The 20,876-nt window shown below is 42.6% G+C and carries 23 protein-coding genes; all 23 read right to left on the bottom strand.

Features of this window, described 5'->3' with window-relative positions; translation table 11 throughout:
- Window positions 1-31: 31 nt before the first annotated feature.
- Complete coding sequence (gene fabZ, locus VEB00_15375) at window positions 32-460, bottom strand: 3-hydroxyacyl-ACP dehydratase FabZ (GenBank protein HYF84395.1); 429 nt, start codon at window positions 458-460, stop codon at window positions 32-34.
- A complete protein-coding gene (locus VEB00_15380; GenBank protein ID HYF84396.1) occupies window positions 450-827 on the bottom strand; it encodes a rod-binding protein in 378 nt (125 codons plus the stop codon). Before VEB00_15380 ends, fabZ begins: the two co-directional genes overlap by 11 nt.
- 74 nt (window positions 828-901) lie before the next feature.
- On the bottom strand, window positions 902-1,696 hold the full coding sequence (flgG, locus tag VEB00_15385; GenBank protein ID HYF84397.1) for a flagellar basal-body rod protein FlgG: 795 nt from the start codon (window positions 1,694-1,696) through the stop codon (window positions 902-904).
- Window positions 1,697-1,709: 13 nt separating this feature from the next.
- Window positions 1,710-2,759, bottom strand: coding sequence for a flagellar hook-basal body protein (locus VEB00_15390; protein HYF84398.1), 1,050 nt, complete (start codon window positions 2,757-2,759; stop codon window positions 1,710-1,712).
- Window positions 2,760-2,983: 224 nt separating this feature from the next.
- Window positions 2,984-4,018 carry a rod shape-determining protein gene (locus VEB00_15395; protein HYF84399.1) on the bottom strand — a complete coding sequence of 345 codons (1,035 nt, stop codon included), beginning with the start codon at window positions 4,016-4,018 and terminating at the stop codon, window positions 2,984-2,986.
- 484 nt (window positions 4,019-4,502) lie between these two features.
- Window positions 4,503-4,757 carry a sporulation transcriptional regulator SpoIIID gene (spoIIID, locus tag VEB00_15400; GenBank protein HYF84400.1) on the bottom strand — a complete coding sequence of 85 codons (255 nt, stop codon included), beginning with the start codon at window positions 4,755-4,757 and terminating at the stop codon, window positions 4,503-4,505.
- A 189-nt stretch (window positions 4,758-4,946) separates the two neighbouring features.
- Entirely contained in the window at window positions 4,947-5,741 is a 795-nt protein-coding gene (locus VEB00_15405; GenBank protein HYF84401.1) for a M23 family metallopeptidase, read from the bottom strand.
- Between the two features lie 139 nt (window positions 5,742-5,880).
- Entirely contained in the window at window positions 5,881-6,855 is a 975-nt protein-coding gene (spoIID, locus tag VEB00_15410) for a stage II sporulation protein D (GenBank protein ID HYF84402.1), read from the bottom strand.
- 135 nt (window positions 6,856-6,990) lie between these two features.
- Window positions 6,991-8,244 carry a UDP-N-acetylglucosamine 1-carboxyvinyltransferase gene (murA, locus tag VEB00_15415; GenBank protein HYF84403.1) on the bottom strand — a complete coding sequence of 418 codons (1,254 nt, stop codon included), beginning with the start codon at window positions 8,242-8,244 and terminating at the stop codon, window positions 6,991-6,993.
- A gap of 43 nt (window positions 8,245-8,287) precedes the next feature.
- Window positions 8,288-9,037 carry a YwmB family TATA-box binding protein gene (locus VEB00_15420; GenBank protein ID HYF84404.1) on the bottom strand — a complete coding sequence of 250 codons (750 nt, stop codon included), beginning with the start codon at window positions 9,035-9,037 and terminating at the stop codon, window positions 8,288-8,290.
- Between the two features lie 116 nt (window positions 9,038-9,153).
- Window positions 9,154-9,819, bottom strand: a complete 666-nt coding sequence (locus tag VEB00_15425; protein ID HYF84405.1) for a 3-oxoacid CoA-transferase subunit B — start codon at window positions 9,817-9,819, stop codon at window positions 9,154-9,156.
- Window positions 9,820-9,832: 13 nt separating this feature from the next.
- Window positions 9,833-10,477, bottom strand: coding sequence for a 3-oxoacid CoA-transferase subunit A (locus tag VEB00_15430; GenBank protein HYF84406.1), 645 nt, complete (start codon window positions 10,475-10,477; stop codon window positions 9,833-9,835).
- A 350-nt stretch (window positions 10,478-10,827) separates the two neighbouring features.
- Window positions 10,828-11,979 (bottom strand): UDP-N-acetylglucosamine 2-epimerase (non-hydrolyzing), encoded by a 1,152-nt coding sequence (gene wecB / locus VEB00_15435; protein HYF84407.1) that lies wholly within the window; start codon window positions 11,977-11,979, stop codon window positions 10,828-10,830.
- A 149-nt stretch (window positions 11,980-12,128) separates the two neighbouring features.
- Complete coding sequence (locus VEB00_15440; protein ID HYF84408.1) at window positions 12,129-13,184, bottom strand: MraY family glycosyltransferase; 1,056 nt, start codon at window positions 13,182-13,184, stop codon at window positions 12,129-12,131.
- A 156-nt stretch (window positions 13,185-13,340) separates the two neighbouring features.
- Window positions 13,341-13,829: a cytidine deaminase gene (locus VEB00_15445; GenBank protein HYF84409.1), complete on the bottom strand. Its 489-nt coding sequence runs from the start codon at window positions 13,827-13,829 to the stop codon at window positions 13,341-13,343.
- 36 nt (window positions 13,830-13,865) lie between these two features.
- The gene (gene upp, locus VEB00_15450) at window positions 13,866-14,477 is read right to left on the bottom strand and encodes a uracil phosphoribosyltransferase (protein HYF84410.1); all 612 of its coding nucleotides are present in this window, start codon (window positions 14,475-14,477) and stop codon (window positions 13,866-13,868) included.
- Between the two features lie 48 nt (window positions 14,478-14,525).
- On the bottom strand, window positions 14,526-14,975 hold the full coding sequence (rpiB, locus tag VEB00_15455) for a ribose 5-phosphate isomerase B (GenBank protein HYF84411.1): 450 nt from the start codon (window positions 14,973-14,975) through the stop codon (window positions 14,526-14,528).
- 1 nt (window position 14,976) lies between these two features.
- Window positions 14,977-15,447 (bottom strand): low molecular weight protein arginine phosphatase, encoded by a 471-nt coding sequence (locus VEB00_15460; GenBank protein HYF84412.1) that lies wholly within the window; start codon window positions 15,445-15,447, stop codon window positions 14,977-14,979.
- Between the two features lie 2 nt (window positions 15,448-15,449).
- Complete coding sequence (locus VEB00_15465; GenBank protein ID HYF84413.1) at window positions 15,450-16,496, bottom strand: L-threonylcarbamoyladenylate synthase; 1,047 nt, start codon at window positions 16,494-16,496, stop codon at window positions 15,450-15,452.
- A 261-nt stretch (window positions 16,497-16,757) separates the two neighbouring features.
- On the bottom strand, window positions 16,758-17,930 hold the full coding sequence (locus VEB00_15470; protein ID HYF84414.1) for a malic enzyme-like NAD(P)-binding protein: 1,173 nt from the start codon (window positions 17,928-17,930) through the stop codon (window positions 16,758-16,760).
- A gap of 312 nt (window positions 17,931-18,242) precedes the next feature.
- The gene (sucD, locus tag VEB00_15475) at window positions 18,243-19,115 is read right to left on the bottom strand and encodes a succinate--CoA ligase subunit alpha (GenBank protein ID HYF84415.1); all 873 of its coding nucleotides are present in this window, start codon (window positions 19,113-19,115) and stop codon (window positions 18,243-18,245) included.
- A gap of 25 nt (window positions 19,116-19,140) precedes the next feature.
- Window positions 19,141-20,292, bottom strand: coding sequence for an ADP-forming succinate--CoA ligase subunit beta (gene sucC, locus VEB00_15480; protein ID HYF84416.1), 1,152 nt, complete (start codon window positions 20,290-20,292; stop codon window positions 19,141-19,143).
- 15 nt (window positions 20,293-20,307) lie between these two features.
- Complete coding sequence (locus VEB00_15485; protein ID HYF84417.1) at window positions 20,308-20,865, bottom strand: 2-oxoacid:acceptor oxidoreductase family protein; 558 nt, start codon at window positions 20,863-20,865, stop codon at window positions 20,308-20,310.
- Window positions 20,866-20,876: the final 11 nt, after the last annotated feature.

The raw sequence follows: 20,876 nt of genomic DNA on the forward strand, positions 1-20,876 counted from the left end.
TCAATAAAAAAACGGTGGATTCACCACCGTCTTATTTGTTAATTATCGCAAACATCAGCTCTCCTGAGGCTGCAAGATCGTTGCCTACATAAGCTTCAGCCTTTGCTTTGCCTATGCCCCTTTTGAAGTACAGCATCTCTACTTCCATTCTCAGTGTATCCCCAGGTACAACCTGTTTTCTGAATCTCATACCGTCTATTCCGGTAAACACCGCCAGCTTGCCTTTATGCTCCTCCATCCCCAGTATAGCCACAGCTCCAACCTGAGCCATCGCCTCTACTATAAGCACACCCGGCATTATCGGGTTTCCCGGGAAGTGACCTTGAAAGAAGGGCTCGTTTACCGTAACGTTTTTTATTCCTATGGCTTTTTTGCCATATTCTATCTCAGTAATTTTATCTACCAGCAGGAATGGATACCTGTGGGGTATGATTCCTTGTATATCAATGTTACTTAACATCGTTCTCCTCGCTCTCTTTCTTCATGTTCTTTGACAGCTGCTTATAAAGTACATCACCCAGTCCTGTACCCTGACCCTTTGAGACTTCCTCAGCATACTTATCAAAAAGCATATCCTCATACATTTCTTCAGCAGAGCCGCCATCTACCAGGTCACTCTTCTGAACCGTGTTCCTCATTTGCTTGAACATCATGTTAACAAATATCGCTTCCAGGTCGCTGCATGCCTTCTTTAGCTTTTTTTCATCCTTTTCCTCAATAGCCTTTTCCAAAGCACTCTCGAAATCTCCTTGCTGCGCTTCCTGAACTTTATCCTTTATATTATTATAATCAACTATATTATTACCATTACTAATTGGATTTATCATATAAATACCTCTTATCAGGCGAACAATGTTCGCCCCTACCTTCCTCGTAACCCCGAAACCCCGTAACCTCGTGCCTACCTTCTAAGGTTATTCGCCATTCCCAGCATCTCATCAGCTGTCTGTATGGATTTGGAGTTTATTTCATATGCTCTCTGAGCCTGTATCAGCTTTACCATTTCCTCTACTATCTGTACATTGGAGTACTCCAGATAACCCTGCATTATGGTTCCTCCCGTACCGTCGTTCTGAGTATCGTGCGCTTCACCACTTGCCCCTGTTGCTACATACATGTTTTTCCCAACACTCTCAAGTCCTGCGGGATTTACAAAGCTTGTAATCGAAATGCTCCCCAAATCTTCAGCGGTGCCGTCCTGCCTCTTTACCGAAATCAGCCCTTTTGCATCTATAGTTACATCCTTTACCTCAGAGCCCAGTTCGATATTGCCATTTTCACCCTGAACGTAATAGCCTTCCGAGGTTACAAGGTTGTAGTTCTCTCCGTCTACCGATATCTTGAAGCTTCCGTCCTTTGTATAGTATTCCTTTCCTTCAGGTCCAAGCACTTTGAAAAAGCCCTGACCGTCAATCGCCAAATCGTATGGATTCTCGGTTGCATCCAGGCTTCCTGTGGTAAAAAATTTGGTTGAAGCCGCCGCCATAACTCCGTGACCTACCTGCAGATTTACCGGTTTGCCCTGCCCATCCTTTACCATACCTCTCTCCATTGTCTCATATAGCAAGTCCTTGAATTCCATCCTGGTTTTTTTGTATGAAATCGAGTTAACATTTGCCATGTTGTTCGATATGGTATCAACATTAAGCTGTTGGGCTTGCATTCCTGTACTGGCTGTCCAAAGTGCTCTCATCATAATATATTACCTCCTATAACCTTGCAATTTCATTTACAGCTTTTCCGATAAGCTCGTCATGTATCTTTATCATCTTCTGATTAGCTTCATAAGTGCGCATCATTGTAAGCATATTTACCATTTCCTTCACTGAATTCACATTGGAGCCCTCAAGAAAACTCTGCTGTACCATCCCTGCGATTGCCACGGGCTCTGCTTCAATGTCATCCGCAATTCCAAGAAGACCATTCCCTTCCTTGCGAAGGACCTCATAATCATTGAAATCAACGAGTTTAAGCTTGTCTGCCAGCTGTGAATCTGAATACACTTCACCTTTTTCATTTACCGTCATATTACTTCCTTCTATCTTTATGTATCCGGCTTCTCCGAGCACCTTATAACCTTCCTTGGTCACCAGGTAGGATTCTGAGTCCTTTGTAAAATCACCGCTTCTTGTATATCTTTCACCCTCAGGAGTCTCTACGCAAAAGAAGCCTTTGCCGCTTAAAGCCAAATCAAAACTGTTTCCCGTAGAATACACCGAGCCCTGCTCAAAGTTTGTCCTTACTTCACTGCTGCGTATTCCATAGCTTAACTGCCCTAATGTATTCAATGGGTTTGATACCTTCAGCCTGTCTATTGCTGTACCGCCTGCAAGAACTTGCCCTGCCGCATCCACGGTTACGGCGGCTCCTCCAGTATTTATACGTCCGTTCTGCCCTAATATGTAATTCCCCTGCGGTGTCACAAGGTAGCCTTCCTCGTTTACCCTGAAGGCTATACTCTTGCTTCTACTTATACCTTGGGGCGTTTCTACATTAAAAAAGCCGGAGGGAGTATTCGCGCTATATGTTTCACCGTTATTTCCGCTGCTAATACCCGCTCCCGAAGCTCCTCTGCCGAGCAGATCCTTGTCTATTCTCCCGTTTATCTTGGATATCAGGATCTCCGGAAAGTTATCAGTAACCATGACATCCTTCTTGAATCCTGTAGTATTCACATTTGCTATGTTATTGGCTATCACATCTATTCTTTTTGTCTCAGCAGCCGCAGAGGATGCTGATATATAAAGACCTCTAATCATACTCTCACCTACAAACGTTAAGTATTTTCTACATAATGTTTATCGGTAGGATAATTGGGGAACTTTAGCTACTGCGAAATAATTAGTGACTTTTTTGCTGCGTGCTACGTGCCTCTTGCTTAAAGAATTAACTTCGAAGACTATACAGGCGAACACTGTTCGCCCCTACACCTCGAACCTCGAACCTCGAACTATTTAAAAAGACAGCCTTTCGGCTGTCCATTTTAATAGTTCAATGTTACTATCTTCCTGTTTGCGTTTATGTCCGCATCTTCCAACAGGTCTATATGCTCTAAAGCTTTTCCGGTCCCTATAGCCACGCAGGATATTGCGTCCTGAGCTACATATACCGGTATGCCTGTCCTCTTGCTTATCAGCTTATCGAGGCCATTTAAAAGCGAGCCTCCGCCTGTCATAACTATTCCTCTGTCGCTTATATCAGCAGAAAGCTCCGGTGGTGTCCTCTCAAGCACTGAATGCACAGCATCTGCAATGGCAGAAACCGGTTCGGACAACGCTTCGAGCATCTCATCAGAATTAACTTCTATGGTCTTTGGAAGTCCTGATATAAGATTTCTCCCTCTGACTTCAACCTTAAGCTGCTCATCTCTCGGGAATGCAGTGCCTACATTTATTTTCAACTCTTCAGCAGTTCTTTCTCCGACCATTATATTATGCTTCTTTCTCATATATCTTACTATTGCTTCGTCAAACTTGTCCCCTGCAACCTTGATGGAGGTTGATACAACTATACCGCCAAGTGATATAACCGCTATATCTGTTGTTCCGCCGCCAATATCAATTACCATATTGCCGCTGGCCTTTGATATGTCCAAGCCTGCTCCAATAGCTGATGCGATAGGCTCTTCGATAAGTCTGGTTGTCCTGGCTCCCGCATTATTGGCAGCATCTATAACCGCTCTTTTTTCAACCTCTGTAACGCCGCTCGGGACACATACAACCATCCTTGGCTTGAATATTCTTCTCCTGCCAATGGCTTTGTCTATGAAATATCTAAGCATTTTTTCAGTTATATCATAATCTGAAATAACGCCCTCTCTAAGTGGTCTTATTGCAACAATATTGCCTGGTGTTCTTCCAAGCATCAGCCTTGCATCTTCGCCTACAGCCAATATCTTGTTTGAATTTCTGTCTATTGCAACAACTGAAGGCTCTCTCAATACAATGCCTTTCCCTTTTATGTATACTAAAACACTGGCCGTCCCCAAATCGATGCCTATATCTTGTCCTCCGAACATCTTACTACCTCCATAAAATTTCGATTACAGTATTTGAAGCTAAAGAACGAAAATTATATTGAACGCACAAGAGAATTCATATTGGGCATGGTGCGAATTCAATAAATCTAATGAAATGTTTACGCGAAATTTGAATAAGTACACAAATTGTTTTTCGCGAAACAAATAGCTCGTTAAAAACATGTTTAATCGATTACATATTCTATATAAAATCTAAAATTCCTGCATCAATCGATCATATACGTCAAAAAAGTATTAAAACATCAGGTGCGGGGTACGAGGTACGAGGTGCGAGGATTAAGTAAAGCCTTCGAAGGCTCTCCAATTCCCCGAACCACGAACCACGGACCTCGAACCAGAGCATGTACAGCTTGTCTACTGTAATTATAAAATAAACAATATCAAATAACAAGCTCCAGCAACTATATTGTGCAGCATACCACCATCAGCACATCGATAATTGCCGGAGCCTGAACTTTCATCACTACAGGCTTATGGACTGGTACTTCATCTTGGTTGCCCTTCCGCCTCTTATATGTCTTTCAGCCTTGTTCTGATCCATTATTTCCTTTACCTGGAGTGCAACACTTGGATTTATTCTCGGAAGTCTTTCGGTAACATCTTTATGTACTGTACTTTTGCTTACCCCAAATATCTTAGCCGCATCTCGAACCGTTGTCTTGCTGCTTATTATATATTTCGCAATTTCCAATGCTCTTTCTTCGATATAATCCTTCAATTACTACTACCCCCTTATTGGTGTCTTTTTACATTAATATGCTATTTTTTTGCTAATTAGAACTACTCGTATTTGTTCATTAATTAATGCTTTTTAACATAACAGATTTTCAAGTTATTCAAATGTTAAAAATGCATTACCGTTGTTTAGTGCCTCGACGGCTCTAATAGGGATATACTTTATGAGGCACTATTTCTTTAGCGATTGTTTAGGCAAGTACTTTTTAGGGTCTATGCTCTTGCCTTCCTTAGTAACCTCAAAGTGTAGGTGGGGGTCGTCAGCGATTTCATATAAAGCTGTCTTACCTACACCGCTGATTACATCACCCTTTTTGATGTTCTGATTTATAGTAACCAAATCAAGAGTAGAAAGGTTGCTGTACTTGGTATATACTTTCCCGCCATGGTTTATTATAATAGTCAGGCCAAGCTGGGGATCATTCAAAAGCTCCTCCACCACACCATCCATTGATGCTCTTACTGGACTTCCTTCTTCAGCTTTTATATCAATTCCGGTATGTGTACTCCACTGATCCAGTGTTTTTGAATAGACAAGTACATCTTCTGAAAACTCGGTGTATGCTGTTCCAAATACCGGAACCACCATTGTCTCCATCTTCGGTTCTTCCATTTTTATTGCGGAGATCGCTTTTTCTCCATTGGTTGATTTACTTTCATCCGGATTAGCTGTTTCTTTACTACTTTGTTCATTATTGGTTACCTTTACCGAGCTGCTGTTTGTGACTTCAGTTGCATCTTGGGTTTCTTCACCCACCCCGTCAACCTCATCTTCGATTACTTGAGCTGCAGAATCCATATCAGACCCATCTCCGTATTCTTCGAGGCTCTTCTGAAAGTCCAGCTGTGCCTGCTTATCATCCAGGTAGCTCCTGTACTGTATCAGGCCACCAGCAGTAAGCAAAGCAGCTATCAATAAAACAACAAAGTAAATATACCTATTTTTGAATTCCCTGTTAAATTTCATAATTTACACCTCCGCTTGTATTATTTCCAATAGTTTTTAAAATAATACAAGCAGAAGTCACATTTTTTGTGTTAAAAAACATAATTTTGGGTTCGTATCCATGGTACGGGCGAACAGTGTTCGCCCCTACTCCCTAATTCTACCGGCTGGCATTATAACCGGCCAAATCGTTTATTGATATTATGTCAACTCCCTGATAATAATGTATTACTATATCCCTGTATACCGCACCGTTTTTCGCCATGCCATCTGCGCCATACTGGCTCAGGCCTATGCCGTGCCCATTTCCTACTACTGTGAATACGATTGAACTTTTCCCGACTTTGTAATTGAAATTCGAAGAATTCAAACCCAAAGCATTTCTGACATCCATACCATCGAAGGTTTTATCCCCTACTTTGAGCGCTGTTATTCTTCCACCTTCGCTTCTTTCCAGTATCTTTATCTCATTCTTGATATTCTTTTTGCTTACTTTTACTCCTGGGTCAAGCTTTTTGATGCATTCTATAAACTTGTCAATGCTTACCTCCTGTTGAGCCACATACTTTGGTGAGTCTTCCTCATATTGACTAATAACACTTCGAAGATAAGGCACTTTACTTGACCAGATTTCCTCTGAGTTTTCTGTTTTCCCTCCGCTGGTGGAATGGAATACAGCATCTATGAGCTTATTATCATATACAATTACCTCACCTGCTGTTCCATATACAGCTTCCTTCAACTTATCCAGGCCGCTCTTTACGGTAGCCGGATTTCTGTATGCCTGGCAATGAGCGGAATCAGTACATATTTCCGCTCCCGGATGTTTGCTGCAGCCGCTCCCTCCGAACTGTCTCATTCGGAGCATGGTGTATGTCCTGGCAGCCAGTGCCTGTGCCTTTAGTGCCTCCACATGAAAGCTTGCAGGCATTTCTCCAGCTACGACACCTAATAAGTAGTCCTCAAGATTCATTGTTACCACCTTGTCTATATCACTCATATAGACCTGTATTGATATGTCAGCACCAGGCCTTACATCGTTTTCCAGCTTCTTTTCACTGTCTCTCAGCAAAACCAAGGGAATAGTGAATAATAAAAACATTAGTACTGCAATGGCTGCAGCCAGCTTCCTCAAAAGCTGTCCCCCCTTCCGACGGTAAGTTGACTAAATGTTCACGCGAAATGTATAGTTCTTTAATATATTATTTTAGTGGGGCCATTTATATGCCAGCAAAAAATAAGAAACCCGATGCAACAGCACCGGGTTAGATTATTCCTCTATTCTCGTTATGTTAGCTCCGAGTCCTTTTAATTTTTCCTCAATTCTTATGTATCCTCTGTCTATATGATATATGTCAGATATTTCTGTCCTTCCCTCTGCACAAAGCCCCGCTATTGTCAACGCCGCTCCCGCCCTCAGATCAGTAGCTTTGACCTTTGCGCCGCTCAGTCTGTCACAGCCTTCAATTATTGCGCTGCGTCCATCTACCTTAATCCGTGCTCCCATCAGTTTAAGCTCATTGATATGCATAAATCTGTTTTCAAAAACCGTCTCTGTCGCTATGCTCGTTCCTTTAGACAGACACATTGCTGTCATCATTTGAGACTGCATATCAGTGGGAAAGCCCGGATATGGCATTGTCTTTATATCTACTGAGTTTAATCGTTCAGGTGCTTTTACCCTGATAGCCCTTTCAAACTCAAATACCTCAGCGCCCATTTCTTTAAGCTTTGCAGTTACGGGCTTCAGATGTTCGGGCACCACTCCTTCTACTATGACGTCCCCTCCCGTTGCAGCTGCAGCGACCATGAATGTGCCTGCTTCTATCCTGTCTGGAATAGAAGTATGTTCTGCACCCCTTAGTTCCTTTACGCCTTCGATTCTTACCGTATCTGTGCCCGCACCTTTTATTATTGCTCCCATCTTACTGAGGAAATTTGCAAGATCTACTATCTCCGGTTCCTCCGCCGCATTTTCAATAACTGTTATGCCTTCTGCCAGGCAGCCTGCCATCATTAGGTTCTCAGTTGCCCCTACGCTTGGAAAGTCCAAGTAAATAGTTTCACCTCTAAGCTTTTCAGCATATGCTTCAATATAGCCATGCCCGAGGGTAATATTTGCCCCCATCAAGGAGAACCCCTTAAGGTGCAGGTCTATAGGCCTTGTACCTATAGCACAGCCTCCTGGCAGCGAAATTTTTACCTTGCCGATCCTTGCTAGCATAGGACCCATTATCAGAAAAGATGCCCTCATTTTCCGTATCAACTCATAGGTTGCCTCAAAATTCTTTATGTTTTCCGACTTAATAGTAAGGCTATGGTCTGTCCGTCCTATCTCTGCACCTATAGACCTTACAACCTCTTCCATAATATCAACATCATCGAGATATGGCACTTCCTCCAGCACACAAGTCCCAGGTGTAAGCATGGATGCTGCTATTACAGGGAGTATGGCATTTTTGGCGCTGTGCACCTTGACAGTACCCTTAAGTGCACATCTGTCTTCAATGATTAACTTAATCAAAATTCTGCCTCCCATTGTTCCATCTTGCCTTACCCATATTTTCCTAATACCCCATAGGAATCAACGGCGTACCAATCCATATGTATGTCTTGTCATCATAGGAACTATATCTTATAGCCAGCTGAACATTCACTCTGGCCTGATTAGACATAATGTAGCCGCCTACACTGCTGCTGAAAGCAGAAATGCTTTTCAGTTCTTCGTTTTCGATACCTTCTACCTTTCTTGCATTTATGGACTGAAGCGCAATCCTGGACTTCTTTTCCGCATCCCGCTCCTCCAGTTTTCCTTTATAGGTACCTATTATGCAGCTGCTGAAGTTTATTGAGTCTTCATCCACCTGTATGGCATTTGCTATATTCTGCCTTTCGGCCGCTAAATCCCTATAGCTCTTATCCATGGATGCATCAGCGACAATATAAGTCTCTCCTCCAGCTCCCTGTTTCGCTGATTCTATTGCAATATTATAAGCCTTGTTCCCCTTTGAACCGTAGAATACTATTTTATTCAACTGATCGCTGCTCTCAAGATTCTTGACAGCCGTTGCCTTATCAGGGTTTATGCGTTTTACAATTTTAGCCATTTCAGCTTCAATCTGCTTTGTAGTGAGAAACTTGTCGTTAAGCTTTGTCCAGCAGCTTATTGTGCTTTCCAAAACTTCTGCTCCAGTGCTTTCGAATGAAGTTATAAGTGCTTCCTCTTCTGTAAGTTTCCTGATTGGGTTTGCCACTGCATCAAAGCTTCCAAATGTAAGCAAAATGCAAACAAGCAGTAATAAAACTCTTTTTTTCATATTGATTCCTCCCATTCTTTAAAATTATTGCCCCATGAGAGGATTTATATTCAGTTTAAAGAGAACGAAAAAAGGCGGCAATAAATTGCCGCCTTTTTTTAAAACATTAAATTATTTTATACATCCATTACCTTGAGGCTTCCAGAAATTTTAAGCACTGCTTCAGTTGCATTTATTACTTCTTCAACCGTAGTCTCTGGTGCTATTTCAGTCAGAAGCAGTCCCTCCGGTGTAACCTCAATGACTCCCATATCAGTAACTATAAGGTCTACTTCTCCTTTTGCAGTCAAAGGAAGATTACATTTTTTAAGTATTTTTGGCTCACCCTTTGCTGTGTGTTCCATCGCTATTATAACTTTCTTGGCGCCTGCCACAAGGTCCATAGCTCCGCCCATTCCAGGAACCATCTTGCCCGGAATCATCCAGTTGGCAAGATTCCCCTCCTGATCTACCTGAAGTGCTCCAAGCACTGTTATATCAAGATGTCCACCTCTTATTATCGTAAATGACATAGCACTGTCAAAAAATGCTCCCCCAGGTACCACGCTCGCTGGCTGTCCTCCCGCATTTACAACGTCCGGATCCTCATTGCCCGCCTCAGGAGTTGGCCCCAACCCTACATAACCATTTTCAGACTGAAGCAGTATATCAATCCCCTCCGGGATGTAATTAGCAACTAGTGTAGGCATTCCTATGCCCAAATTGACCAAGTCCCCATCCTTCAGCTCTTTTGCAACTCTCTTGACTATGACTTCTCTTTTTCTATCCTTATCTTGGATCACTTGATTCACTCCTTTACTGTGTTATTACATCCACAAATATTGATGGTGTCATTACATCTGTAGCTTCCAATTCTCCGACTTCTACAAGTTTCTCTGCTTCGACTATAACAACATCAGCTGCTGTAGCGATTAGCGGGTTAAAATTCCTTGTTGCCTTGCTGTAATAAACATTCCCCTTCTTATCTACAATACTGCCTCTGAGAAGGGCAATATCCGCCTTGAGAGGAAGCTCCAGCAGATATTCCTTTCCATCAACAGTTATTTTCTGCTTTCCTTCTTCCACTACCGTACCAACGCCTGTATGAGTAAGTATTCCACCTAATCCTGCACCTGCAGCCCTTACTCTTTCTGCAAGAGTCCCCTGAGGCACCAATTCCACCTCCAGCTCTCCTGCATTCATCTGTCTGCCTGTCTCAGGATTGGTTCCTACATGAGATACTATTACCTTGCTTACCACCCTGTTTACTACCCATTTGCCTACTCCTTTATCAGTAAAGGCTGTATCATTGCAAATAAGTGTAAGGTTCTTGATGCCTTTAGCAATAACGGCATCGACGAGCTTTTCCGGAGTCCCTGCACCCATGAATCCTCCAACGGCTACAATCATACCGTCTTTTATGTAACTCACAGCTTCATCGATAGTTTTTATTTTGTTCACAACTCCACCTCCAAAGTATTATAAATATTGCATAACTTCCAAATTATTTCCGTCGCAAATCCAGTCACATATCTGGGTAATGGATATTGCGGAGACTTTGACACTTATTTAACATATGCAAATTATATGCCAAATATAGTACAACGCAGAATTAGTAGAAATACACCCATTTCCCAATGAGTGTATAAGTTCTTACATGATTTTTTTACAGGGCCATTCCAGTTATAGCCTAAATTTCGGCATCTTATATCCTGACATCTAAGACATTTTAGTATATTTCAAAAGAGTTCCAGCAAGAGCCTAACAGCTTAGGGCAATACCAGAAAGCTGCCGATTATCCGGCACAGGCACTACTCCGGTCGAAAATCCTCCGGTCTGTTCTCTTCAACCCCAAAATGATAAAGCAGGCTATCAATTATCCTGGCTGAAGCATGACCATCACCATATGGATTTACTGCATTGGCCATTTTGAGATATTCCTTTTCATCAGTAAGCAGAGTCTCAGTAAGCTCAAGAATATTCTTTTCATCTACCCCTGCGAGCTTTAGGGTACCAAACTCTATTGCTTCCGGTCTTTCAGTCTCAGTCCTGAGTACCAGCACCGGCTTACCCAAAGAAGGAGCCTCCTCCTGAAGTCCTCCAGAGTCTGTAAGCACCATAAAGCACCTAGCCATAAGATTGTGCATTTCATCCACATCCAGAGGGTCTAAAAGATGTACTCCCGGCATATTGTCCAATATTCCAAAAACAGTCTCTCTGACAGCAGGATTCTTATGCACTGCATATACTATCTCCACATCTTCATGGGTTTCTGCTATAGTCTTAAGAGCTCTGCAAATGTTCTCCAAAGGCTCGCCCAGGTTCTCCCGCCTGTGGGCAGTCACCATTAGAATCCTCTTTTTGTCATAATCAAGCTTCTTTAGTTCTTCTGTATAAAACTCAAAGCTTTTGTTTACTGTAGTTTTTAATGCGTCTATGGCAGTGTTGCCTGTTACATATATGCTTTCTTCCTTGACACCCTCCCTCAAAAGATTCTCCTTTGATGTAGCTGTGGGAGAGAAGTGTATATCCGCCATTGCTCCGGTAAGCTTCCTATTCATTTCCTCCGGGTAAGGAGAATATTTGTTGAAGGTCCTTAAGCCCGCTTCCACATGACCTATCTGAACCTTATTGTAAAAAGCGGCTAATGAACCTACAAAGGTGGTGGTCGTGTCCCCATGAACAAGTATGATGTCAGGCTGCAGCTCCTTTATTACCTTTTCAAGTCCAGCCAGAGCATTTACGGTTATGTCTGTAAGAGTCTGCCTGTCCTTCATTATGTCGAGGTCGAAGTCCGGCTGTATATCGAATATATCCAATACTTGATCAAGCATATCCCTATGCTGTGCAGTAACACATACATATGACTCAAACCGGCTGTCTGCCTTCAACGCTTTTACCAGAGGCGCCATTTTTATAGCCTCCGGTCTTGTCCCGAATATAGATAGTACTTTTATCAAAATCTCAACTCCTTAAAAATAAAGGAACAAAAACCACGGAACACACGGATTTCCCACGGAATCCCACGGTAACTAATATTGTTTATCTGCCGTGAATTCAGTGGATTTCAGTGTCTTCAGTGGTTCCGTCCCTATGTTTCTTTGCAATTAATTTACAAATCTGCTTTATTGCTTCCCTGATCCACCTCTATTAGACCTAAGTGCTTTGCCCCCATAGAGGCCAAGAGAAAAACCGCGAATACCAGTACAAATGCAACCTTCAACGATACCTCAACCAATGCAACCGCACTGAAGCCTAGTACTGCACTTATGCTGTACAGTGTCAGAACAGCCTGCTTTTGACTCATACCTGCTTCCAGAAGCTTATGATGCAAATGTCCCTTGTCCGCTTGCATCATTGACTTTCCGCTTAAAGTTCTTCTTACCATTGCGAATAAGGTGTCGAATATCGGCAGTCCAATTGCAAATATTGGTATCAGAATAGATAGGGCTGCTGCACTTTTAAGTGCACCTGTAACAGAAATAACCGAGAGCATGAAACCTAGAAACAATGCTCCTGAATCCCCCATGAATATCTTTGCCGGGTTGAAGTTATATGGCAGAAAACCAATGGTTGAAGCTGCCAATATCGCTGCCAGGAAAGCTGCCAGCTCTTGCCCCGTACTCATAGCAGCAATCAAAAGGGTAATTGCCGAAATAGCAGAAATCCCTGCTGCCAAACCATCAAGTCCGTCTACCAGATTAATAGCATTTGTTATCCCTACTATCCATATCAAAGTCAAAGGATATGACCATACGCCAAACCTGATAAGCGGAGAATCCGGGAACATAAAAAACAGTGGATTGGTAACAGCATTTATCCTTACTCCGCTGTGTATAACTATAATTGCTGCAATGATCTGAACCAGTAATTTAAACTTTGCTGAAAGCGGTTTTATATCATCAAAGAATCCCAAGGTTACGATTATTGAAGCCCCGATTAAAATACCAAACATCTCAGGCTTGAAGCCGTCTTTATAAAAAAGTGCCGCTATAAAGCCAAGAAAAATTGCCAGGCCTCCCAATCTCGGGGTAGGAAGCTTATGCACTCTCCTGTTATCTTTAGGTACATCTATAGCGCCTACAAGCTTAGCCAGTCTGATCATCAGCGGTGTAGCCGCAAAAGCGACAGACGCAGCGATTATAAGTGCTATAATGTTACTTGTCATTTTATCACTCCCAAGTGCTCTTATTTCCTTAGTAAATCTTTACTCCATAATAAATATTTTACTGCAAGGAAAATTTATTGTCAAATCAACATTTGCAATGGTTTTTGGGTATACACGTTTATTCTTCCCATATAAATCGAAATTAAAACGAATTTTTTAGTATCCCATAAACTCACTTAAAGAATCATCATCTTCAATCCATTTGTTTACCTCATTAGCCCTGTATTTATCTGAAGAGTCTCTGATAATAACTCTTTCAATACCAGAATTTAATATTAACCTTTTACACATCGCGCAAGAATTCGAATTTTCTATATAGTCACCTGATTCCATTTCTTTTCCCACCAGGTATAATGTAGCTCCTATCATATCTCTTCTGCTTGCTGATATTATGCAATTAGCCTCCGCATGTACACTTCTGCATTTCTCATAGTTCTGCCCCCTGGGTATATTTAACTTTTGCCTGATACAATAGCCTAAATCGCTGCAATTCATTCTGCCTCTTGGCGCTCCGCTATAGCCGGTAGATATTATTTCATCGTTTTTTACAATAATAGCTCCATAATTCCTTCTAAGGCATGTCCCTCTCTCTAATACAGTTTCTGCAATATCCAAATAGTAATTGTATTTATCTCTCCTATCCACGCCTTTCACTCCTTTACTGCCATTACTATATTTAATCTACTTTGTACCAAAAAGCCTATCTCCTGCATCACCAAGTCCAGGTACTATGTATCCATGTTCATTAAGCCTCTCATCAACTGCCGCAACATATATCTCTACATCAGGATGGGCTTTGGCAACAGTCTCTATGCCTTCTGGAGCAGCTATCAGGTTTACCAGCTTTATGCTTTTTGCTCCTTTTTCTTTAAGGAAGGATATTGCCGCTGCTGCAGAACCACCGGTAGCCAGCATCGGGTCAAGCACAATAAGATCTCTTTCAGCTACATCAGAAGGAAGCTTGCAGTAATATTCAACGGGTTTCAAGGTTTCAGGATCCCTGTATAGTCCTATATGCCCCACTTTTGCAGCGGGAATCAAGCGCAGCATTCCATCCACCATGCCCAGTCCAGCCCTCAGTATAGGCACTATACCAAGCTTTTTACCTGCGATAACCTTGGATTGGGTTTTGCATATAGGTGTCTCTACCTCTGTATCCTCAACTGTAAGGTTTCTTGTCACTTCATAACCCATGAGCAATGCCAGTTCTTCAACCAGTTCCCTAAACTCCTTCACCCCTGTGTTCTTATCCCTCAGAATTGTAAGCTTATGCTGAATCAGCGGATGATCCATAACTGTAACATTTTTATACTGCTTCACTTTAACTCCTCCTCATATGTATTATTTATTATATTTTTCTTCTATTTTTGCAATTTTTTCTACTCTTCTTCCATGTCGTCCACCCTGGAACTCTGCACTTAGCCATATATCCACTATCATATTTGCCAGTCCCGCTCCGGTAACTCTCTCCCCCAGGGCAAGCACATTGGCATCATTATGTTCTATCGATGCTTTGGCAGAGAAGCAATCCCCGCAGAGGGCTGCTCTTACTCCGGGAACTTTATTTGCTGAAATTGAAATGCCTATGCCAGTTCCACAGCAGATTATTCCTTTGTCATACTCGCCTTTTGCAACTGCTTCTCCTACCGCCTGTCCGATATCGGGATAATCCACTGATTCAGTAGTAAAACAACCCAAGTCAACAAAATCGATATTTTTTTCTCTTAAATGTTTCATTAGTTCATCTTTAAGCAAAAAACCTCCATGGTCGCTTCCAACTGCAATTTTCAAATTAGTGTTCCCCTTTCGCCTTAAACTTTTTAATCAACATTTCTATGTACTTGCTGATTTCATCCCTGCAATTTGTATATATATCTATATCCCCTCCAAAGGGGTCATATATATCTTTATTACCTGCTGCTTCACAATACTCAGTCAGAGTATATATCTTTGAAGCTGCATCAGATCTCAGCTGGAGCAGACGCTTCTTATGCGACGATGTCATAGTCAATATAAGGTCTGCACTGTCAATTATATCATTATCAATAATACTGGAGAAATGCTGGGATAAATCTATGCCTACAGCCTTCAGCGCCTCTGCAGCATTATGTGAGGCCGGCATCCCGGGAAAAGCAGAAGTCCCTGCGGAGCTCACAAAATACTCCCCTGCGAGCCCTTCCTTCTCCAGCGAGTCTCTCATAAGTGCTTCAGCCATGCTGCTTCTGCATGTATTCCCAGTGCAAACGAACAATATCCTTTTCATACCTACACCTCAATAATATTGAAGCCTGCTGCTTTTTTCATCCTGTTCATGACAGCCATGCCCATATGCTTTTCATCCAAAGCTTCTGCAAATATTATGTCTACCCCCAGCTTGTCAAACTCCCTAAGCTTTTCGAATATATTAGACGCTATAACCTCTGTTTTTGTTCTGCTTCCGAGGGAAAGCACATTGCAGTCCTTGTAATAGCTCTCGGTCTCATCAGAGGCCAGCACTCCAACCTTCAAGCCTTTGCCCGCATTCTCGCTTACAAGTTCCTGTATCTTCTTCTTTAAGCTTTCCAGTTCCCCCTTGACAATAATCATATCGGCCTCGGGAGCATAGTGGGTGTACTTCATACCCGGAGCCTTCGGCACTTCTGTCTCTCCTACTCTTCCCCGATTAATCCTCACAGGTCCAAGTACGCCTTCAAGCTCTTCCAAGGTCACGCCTCCCGGTCTTAGCACCACAGGCATTTCTCCTGAAAGATCCAAAATCGTTGACTCTACCCCTATGCGGCTTTTGCTGCCGCAAAGTATCATATCGACCTTGCCCTGCATATCATCAATAACATGCTCAGGCAGTGTGGGGCTTGGCTTGCCTGAAATATTGGCGCTGGGTGCTGCAATAGGCAGTTCACTTCTGCTAATAAGCTCCAAAGCAATTTTGTTATCAGGCATCCTTACTGCGACAGTATCCAACCCCGCTGTCACCTCATAGGGTACCTTTCTGGACTTCTTAAAAATCAGCGTAAGAGGTCCCGGCCAGTATTTCTCAATGAGCAGCTTGGCTTCATCACTAAGAGGACTCCCGATAAGATATAGAAGCATATTCATATTAGAAATATGTACAATCAGGGGATTGTCATTAGGTCTTCCTTTGGCGCTGAATATCCCGTTGACGGCTTCCCCGGACATGGCATTAGCTCCCAGGCCGTATACCGTTTCGGTAGGAAATACCACAGTGCCGTTATTCCTAATTATCTCTGCAGCCTTTTCAATTATATCAGAATCAATATTGCTTTCCTCCAGAATAAAAATTTTTGTATTCAAAATGACTCCTCCAAAAAAATGACTATTATAGTTACAATAGTATTATTAGTCACACTGTTAATATTTAGTCTCTAGTTAACAGTAAGATAAAGTAACGAGTAACACTGAATACACGGCTGGGTAGAAAACAGATCTGTGTTATACGTTCCCATACCTCATATCTCGTACCTATAAAAAAGCCGTGCTATTATGTCCAAATACATAATAACACAGCAAAATATCATATACAACTTTCAGAATACTATTCGGCAATGTGAATTTTTATATTCTTGCCACTCCGGTCTCTCTTGCAGCTTTCGCTACAGCTTCCGCCACAGCCTTGCCTACCCTTGCATCAAAGGGCAGCGGCAGTATATAGTCCGGCTTAAGCTCATGTTCACCGACAAGTGATGCCAATGCTCTTGCCGCTGCTACCTTCATACCGTCATTAATATCCTTGGCCTTTACATCCAAGGTCCCCCTGAATATTCCGGGAAAAGCTAGAACATTGTTGATCTGGTTCGGGAAATCGGAACGTCCTGTGCCTACTACCTTTGCTCCGGCATCCAAGGCAAGCTCCGGCATAATTTCCGGAACAGGATTGGCCATTGCAAATATTATGGGATCCTTTGCCATGCTTCTGACCATATCCTGTGTTAGAACACCCGGGGCCGACACTCCGATAAATACGTCTGCTCCTGCCAATACATCCTTTAAGTTGCCCTTTTTTTTCTCCAGATTTGATATCCTTGCCATAAGAACCTTTTCGTCATTGAGGTTTTCCCTGCCTTCATAAATTGCGCCTTTTTTGTCGCACAGAATAACTCTATTAAGCCCCATGCTCATAAGGAGTTTTGTTACCGCAATTCCGGCAGCACCCGAGCCGTTTACAACCACTTCAATGTCTTCTATTTTCTTTCCGACTATCTTTAATGCGTTAAGCATAGCGGCAAGTACTACAACAGCCGTCCCATGCTGGTCATCGTGAAATATCGGGATATCGCATTCGGCTTTAAGCCTTCTCTCTATTTCAAAACACCTGGGCGCGGATATGTCCTCCAGATTGACTCCTCCGAAACTTCCGGCAAGGAGCTTCACTGTTTTCACTATGTCATCGACATCCTTGGAGCGCACACATAGCGGAAATGCATCAACATCACCAAAGGTTTTGAATAAAACGCATTTACCTTCCATTACAGGCATACCCGCTTCAGGTCCTATGTCTCCGAGTCCCAAAACAGCTGTACCGTCAGTTACGACTGCAACCATATTCCATCTTCTTGTCAATTCATACGATAGGTCTGGGTTCTTCTGTATTTTCAGGCATGCTTCAGCTACTCCCGGGGTATAAGCTAGTGACAGATCCTCTTTGTTATTTACCGGTGCTCTGCTTATAACCTCTATTTTACCTTTCCACTCCCTGTGAAGCCTCATAGATTCCTTTTTGATATCCATATAAAATCCTCCAATTATTTATTGTTTATAGCTAAATTGTCTACCGGAGATGTTCTATTTACATTTATAAACCTACCTCCCGAAAAACGGATTTGCGTGAATATACATAATTTCAAGACTGTCCCTTGCCATCTGTGAGTATTCTTTATGCTGGATTTTCCGAATCTTTTATGATGCAGGCAGCATCAAAAAAAATGAGCAGGAGGGAAATTAGAATAAATTTCCCTGACCTCTCACACCATTACTTTATTTTCCGAAAGCCTTCTCTTCCCGGATTTCCTTGCAGAAAACCACAGTAATTATACCACTTTCTTAAAGTACTTTTTTCAGCAGTACAATTATCTGGTCCAGACTATCGGCAATTTTAACTCCGGCTCCTGACAGAGCTTCAATTTTCGATTGTGCACTTCCTATGCCGTTTGCACTCACTATTGCGCCTGCATGTCCCATTTTCTTGCCTTTTGGAGCATTTTTTCCGGCAATGTAGGCTATTACAGGCTTACTAATGTGAGCTTTAATATATTCAGCTGCTGCTTCTTCATCCGTTCCGCCAATTTCACCGATTATTACAATTGCTTTTGTCTCCTCATCCTTCTCAAATAACGGAAGCAGCTTGATATAGGAAGTCCCGGGTATCACATCGCCGCCTACGCCTACGCAAGTAGACTGACCGATTTTTGCCTTGGTCATCTCGTTGACTGTTTCATAAGAATTTGTTGCGCTTCTGGACATCAAGCCTACCGGGCCTTTGGAATATATCCTGTGGTCCATGAATCCAACCTTACATAGCCCCGGCGAAATCACCCCGAAAGAATTAGGACCTATGACAGTCACATCCGGTATAGCCCGGTTTATATGGTAAACCTTTCTCATATCCTTGATTGGAACACCTTCGGCAATTGTGACAATAAGTTTTATACCGGAAGACATGGACTCCAGAATGGCACCCAAGGTAGCATGGGGTGGAACAAATAAGGCTGCAGCGTTGGCTCCTTGCTCCCGTACTGCCTCCTCCACAGAATCAAAAACTGGAACCCCCTCAATGTACGTACCTCCACGTCCGGGTGTAACCCCTGCTACGACATTTGTCCCATACTCCATCATTCTGGTAGTGTGAAACTGACCTTCACGCCCGGTTATTCCTTGAACTAAAAGTCGCGTCGACTTATCTACCAATATACTCACTTCATCCACCTCCTTATTTTGCTATTCATTTCTTTTGTGCAAGCATAACCTTTCGGGCTGCATCTTCCAGGTCATGAGCAATCAAGATATCTCGGCTACCGGCAGCTTCCAAAAGTGCCATGCCTTTTTCCTTGTTCGTACCTTCAAGTCTGGCAACAATAGGAACGGATATATGCATTTCGTCCACTGCCTTTACAATACCTCCGGCAATCTCATCACAACGGGTGATCCCACCGAAAATACTTATCAGGAGCATCTCAACTTTATTATTCTGCAGCATTATTTTTATGCCTTCTGCTACCCTCTCGGAACTAGCACCGCCTCCCAGATCCAGAGCGCATAATACCCGACCGCCCTCTCCAGCTATCCGGTCCATGCAGGACATGATCATGCCTGAACCGTTGCTTATAACTGCCACATTTCCATCTGAATTCACATCTATATACAGGAACCGCACGTCCCGGGCCATTTTTTCCAAGGGGTCAACCTCCATGGTATCGCGCCATTGCAGTAAATCCCCATGACGGTATACAGCACTGTCATCAAGCTCGACCTTCGCATCCGCGGCAACAATGGAATTATCCGCAAGTCGCATCAAAGGATTGATCTCAACAAGCATGGCATCATAATCTTCATATATTTTATACAAAGCCGCTACAATATCCTTAAGCTGATCTTTTATTGCCTTATCGGTTATACCGCTATGTTTGAACAGATTTTCAAAATTAAATCCCTGTAGACCCATAAGCGGGTCAACGAGGGTTTTGCTGATTTTTTCCGGATTCTGTACCGCAATTTCTTCTATATCCATTCCGCCGCTGGCACTAAAAATAATCACCGGCATTCGGCTAATGCTGTCCAATGTAATGGACAGATAATATTCTTCCACAAAATCGACTCTCTCCTCTATAAGCAGCGCATCTATCTTAGAGTCGCCAAGCTTGGACTTCAGCATTTTCTTTGCGAGCTCCGCAACCTCTGCATTTTGGGAAGCAGATACAACTCCGCCGGCTTTACCGCGTCCCCCTGACAAAACCTGTGCTTTAACCATTACAGGTAAGCTGACCTCTGGCAACTTTGTTGCAATATCTGCCGCTGAGTTAACCACAATCCCTTTTGGAGTTTTTATACCATATTTTGCGAATAGGGCTTTACCCTGGTATTCATATAGCTTCATAACTTTCACCTCACCTCATACATTCTGAAGTAACTTTCCCGCTTCTTGGTAGCCTCTGTGCAAAGCTATCAGATTATTTCCGATTTTAGTACCAAAATGCTTTTCTATAGCACCTTCTAAGTTTTCAAGACTCGTCATTTTTGTAATTCCATTAATAAACCCCAGAGCAATAATATTTAGATACATTTTATTTCCCATTTCTTTAATGGCAATATCTGTTAGAGGTGCTCCAAATACTTGTAAGTTGTTGTTTGCAAATGGAACCTCCATATTAGAATCATCGTAAATTACAAATCCTCCCTGGGGAACATCTTTAACGTATTCATTCAATGCATCCTGATTTAAAGCTAGGAGAATATCCGGGGCTACTACCCTCAGATAATTAATCTCACAATTGCCGTATAGCACTTCCCCACACGTAGCGCCGCCTCTTGCCTCAATTCCGTAAGACTGAGTCTGAAGAACATTGTATCCCTCTCTTGATAAGGCATCCCCCAGAATCTTGCTTGCCAGTACAACCCCTTGTCCACCGAATCCGCCTAAACGTACCTGAAATATTTTCTCGCTTTTCATTGTCCAATCAC

Source organism: Clostridia bacterium, assembly GCA_035628995.1.
GTDB lineage: Bacteria > Bacillota > Clostridia > Lutisporales > Lutisporaceae > BRH-c25.

What these genes read in the sequence shown, in the direction of transcription:
- fabZ (HYF84395.1), bottom strand. Translation starts at nt 460, where the DNA reads ATGTTAAGTAACATTGATATACAAGGAATCATACCCCACAGGTATCCA.
- VEB00_15380 (HYF84396.1), bottom strand. Translation starts at nt 827, where the DNA reads ATGATAAATCCAATTAGTAATGGTAATAATATAGTTGATTATAATAAT.
- flgG (HYF84397.1), bottom strand. Translation starts at nt 1,696, where the DNA reads ATGATGAGAGCACTTTGGACAGCCAGTACAGGAATGCAAGCCCAACAG.
- VEB00_15390 (HYF84398.1), bottom strand. Translation starts at nt 2,759, where the DNA reads ATGATTAGAGGTCTTTATATATCAGCATCCTCTGCGGCTGCTGAGACA.
- VEB00_15395 (HYF84399.1), bottom strand. Translation starts at nt 4,018, where the DNA reads ATGTTCGGAGGACAAGATATAGGCATCGATTTGGGGACGGCCAGTGTT.
- VEB00_15405 (HYF84401.1), bottom strand. Translation starts at nt 5,741, where the DNA reads ATGAAATTTAACAGGGAATTCAAAAATAGGTATATTTACTTTGTTGTT.
- VEB00_15420 (HYF84404.1), bottom strand. Translation starts at nt 9,037, where the DNA reads ATGAAAAAAAGAGTTTTATTACTGCTTGTTTGCATTTTGCTTACATTT.
- VEB00_15440 (HYF84408.1), bottom strand. Translation starts at nt 13,184, where the DNA reads ATGACAAGTAACATTATAGCACTTATAATCGCTGCGTCTGTCGCTTTT.
- upp (HYF84410.1), bottom strand. Translation starts at nt 14,477, where the DNA reads ATGGATCATCCGCTGATTCAGCATAAGCTTACAATTCTGAGGGATAAG.
- VEB00_15460 (HYF84412.1), bottom strand. Translation starts at nt 15,447, where the DNA reads ATGAAAAGGATATTGTTCGTTTGCACTGGGAATACATGCAGAAGCAGC.
- VEB00_15470 (HYF84414.1), bottom strand. Translation starts at nt 17,930, where the DNA reads ATGGATATCAAAAAGGAATCTATGAGGCTTCACAGGGAGTGGAAAGGT.
- sucC (HYF84416.1), bottom strand. Translation starts at nt 20,292, where the DNA reads ATGAAGCTATATGAATACCAGGGTAAAGCCCTATTCGCAAAATATGGT.
- VEB00_15485 (HYF84417.1), bottom strand. Translation starts at nt 20,865, where the DNA reads ATGAAAAGCGAGAAAATATTTCAGGTACGTTTAGGCGGATTCGGTGGA.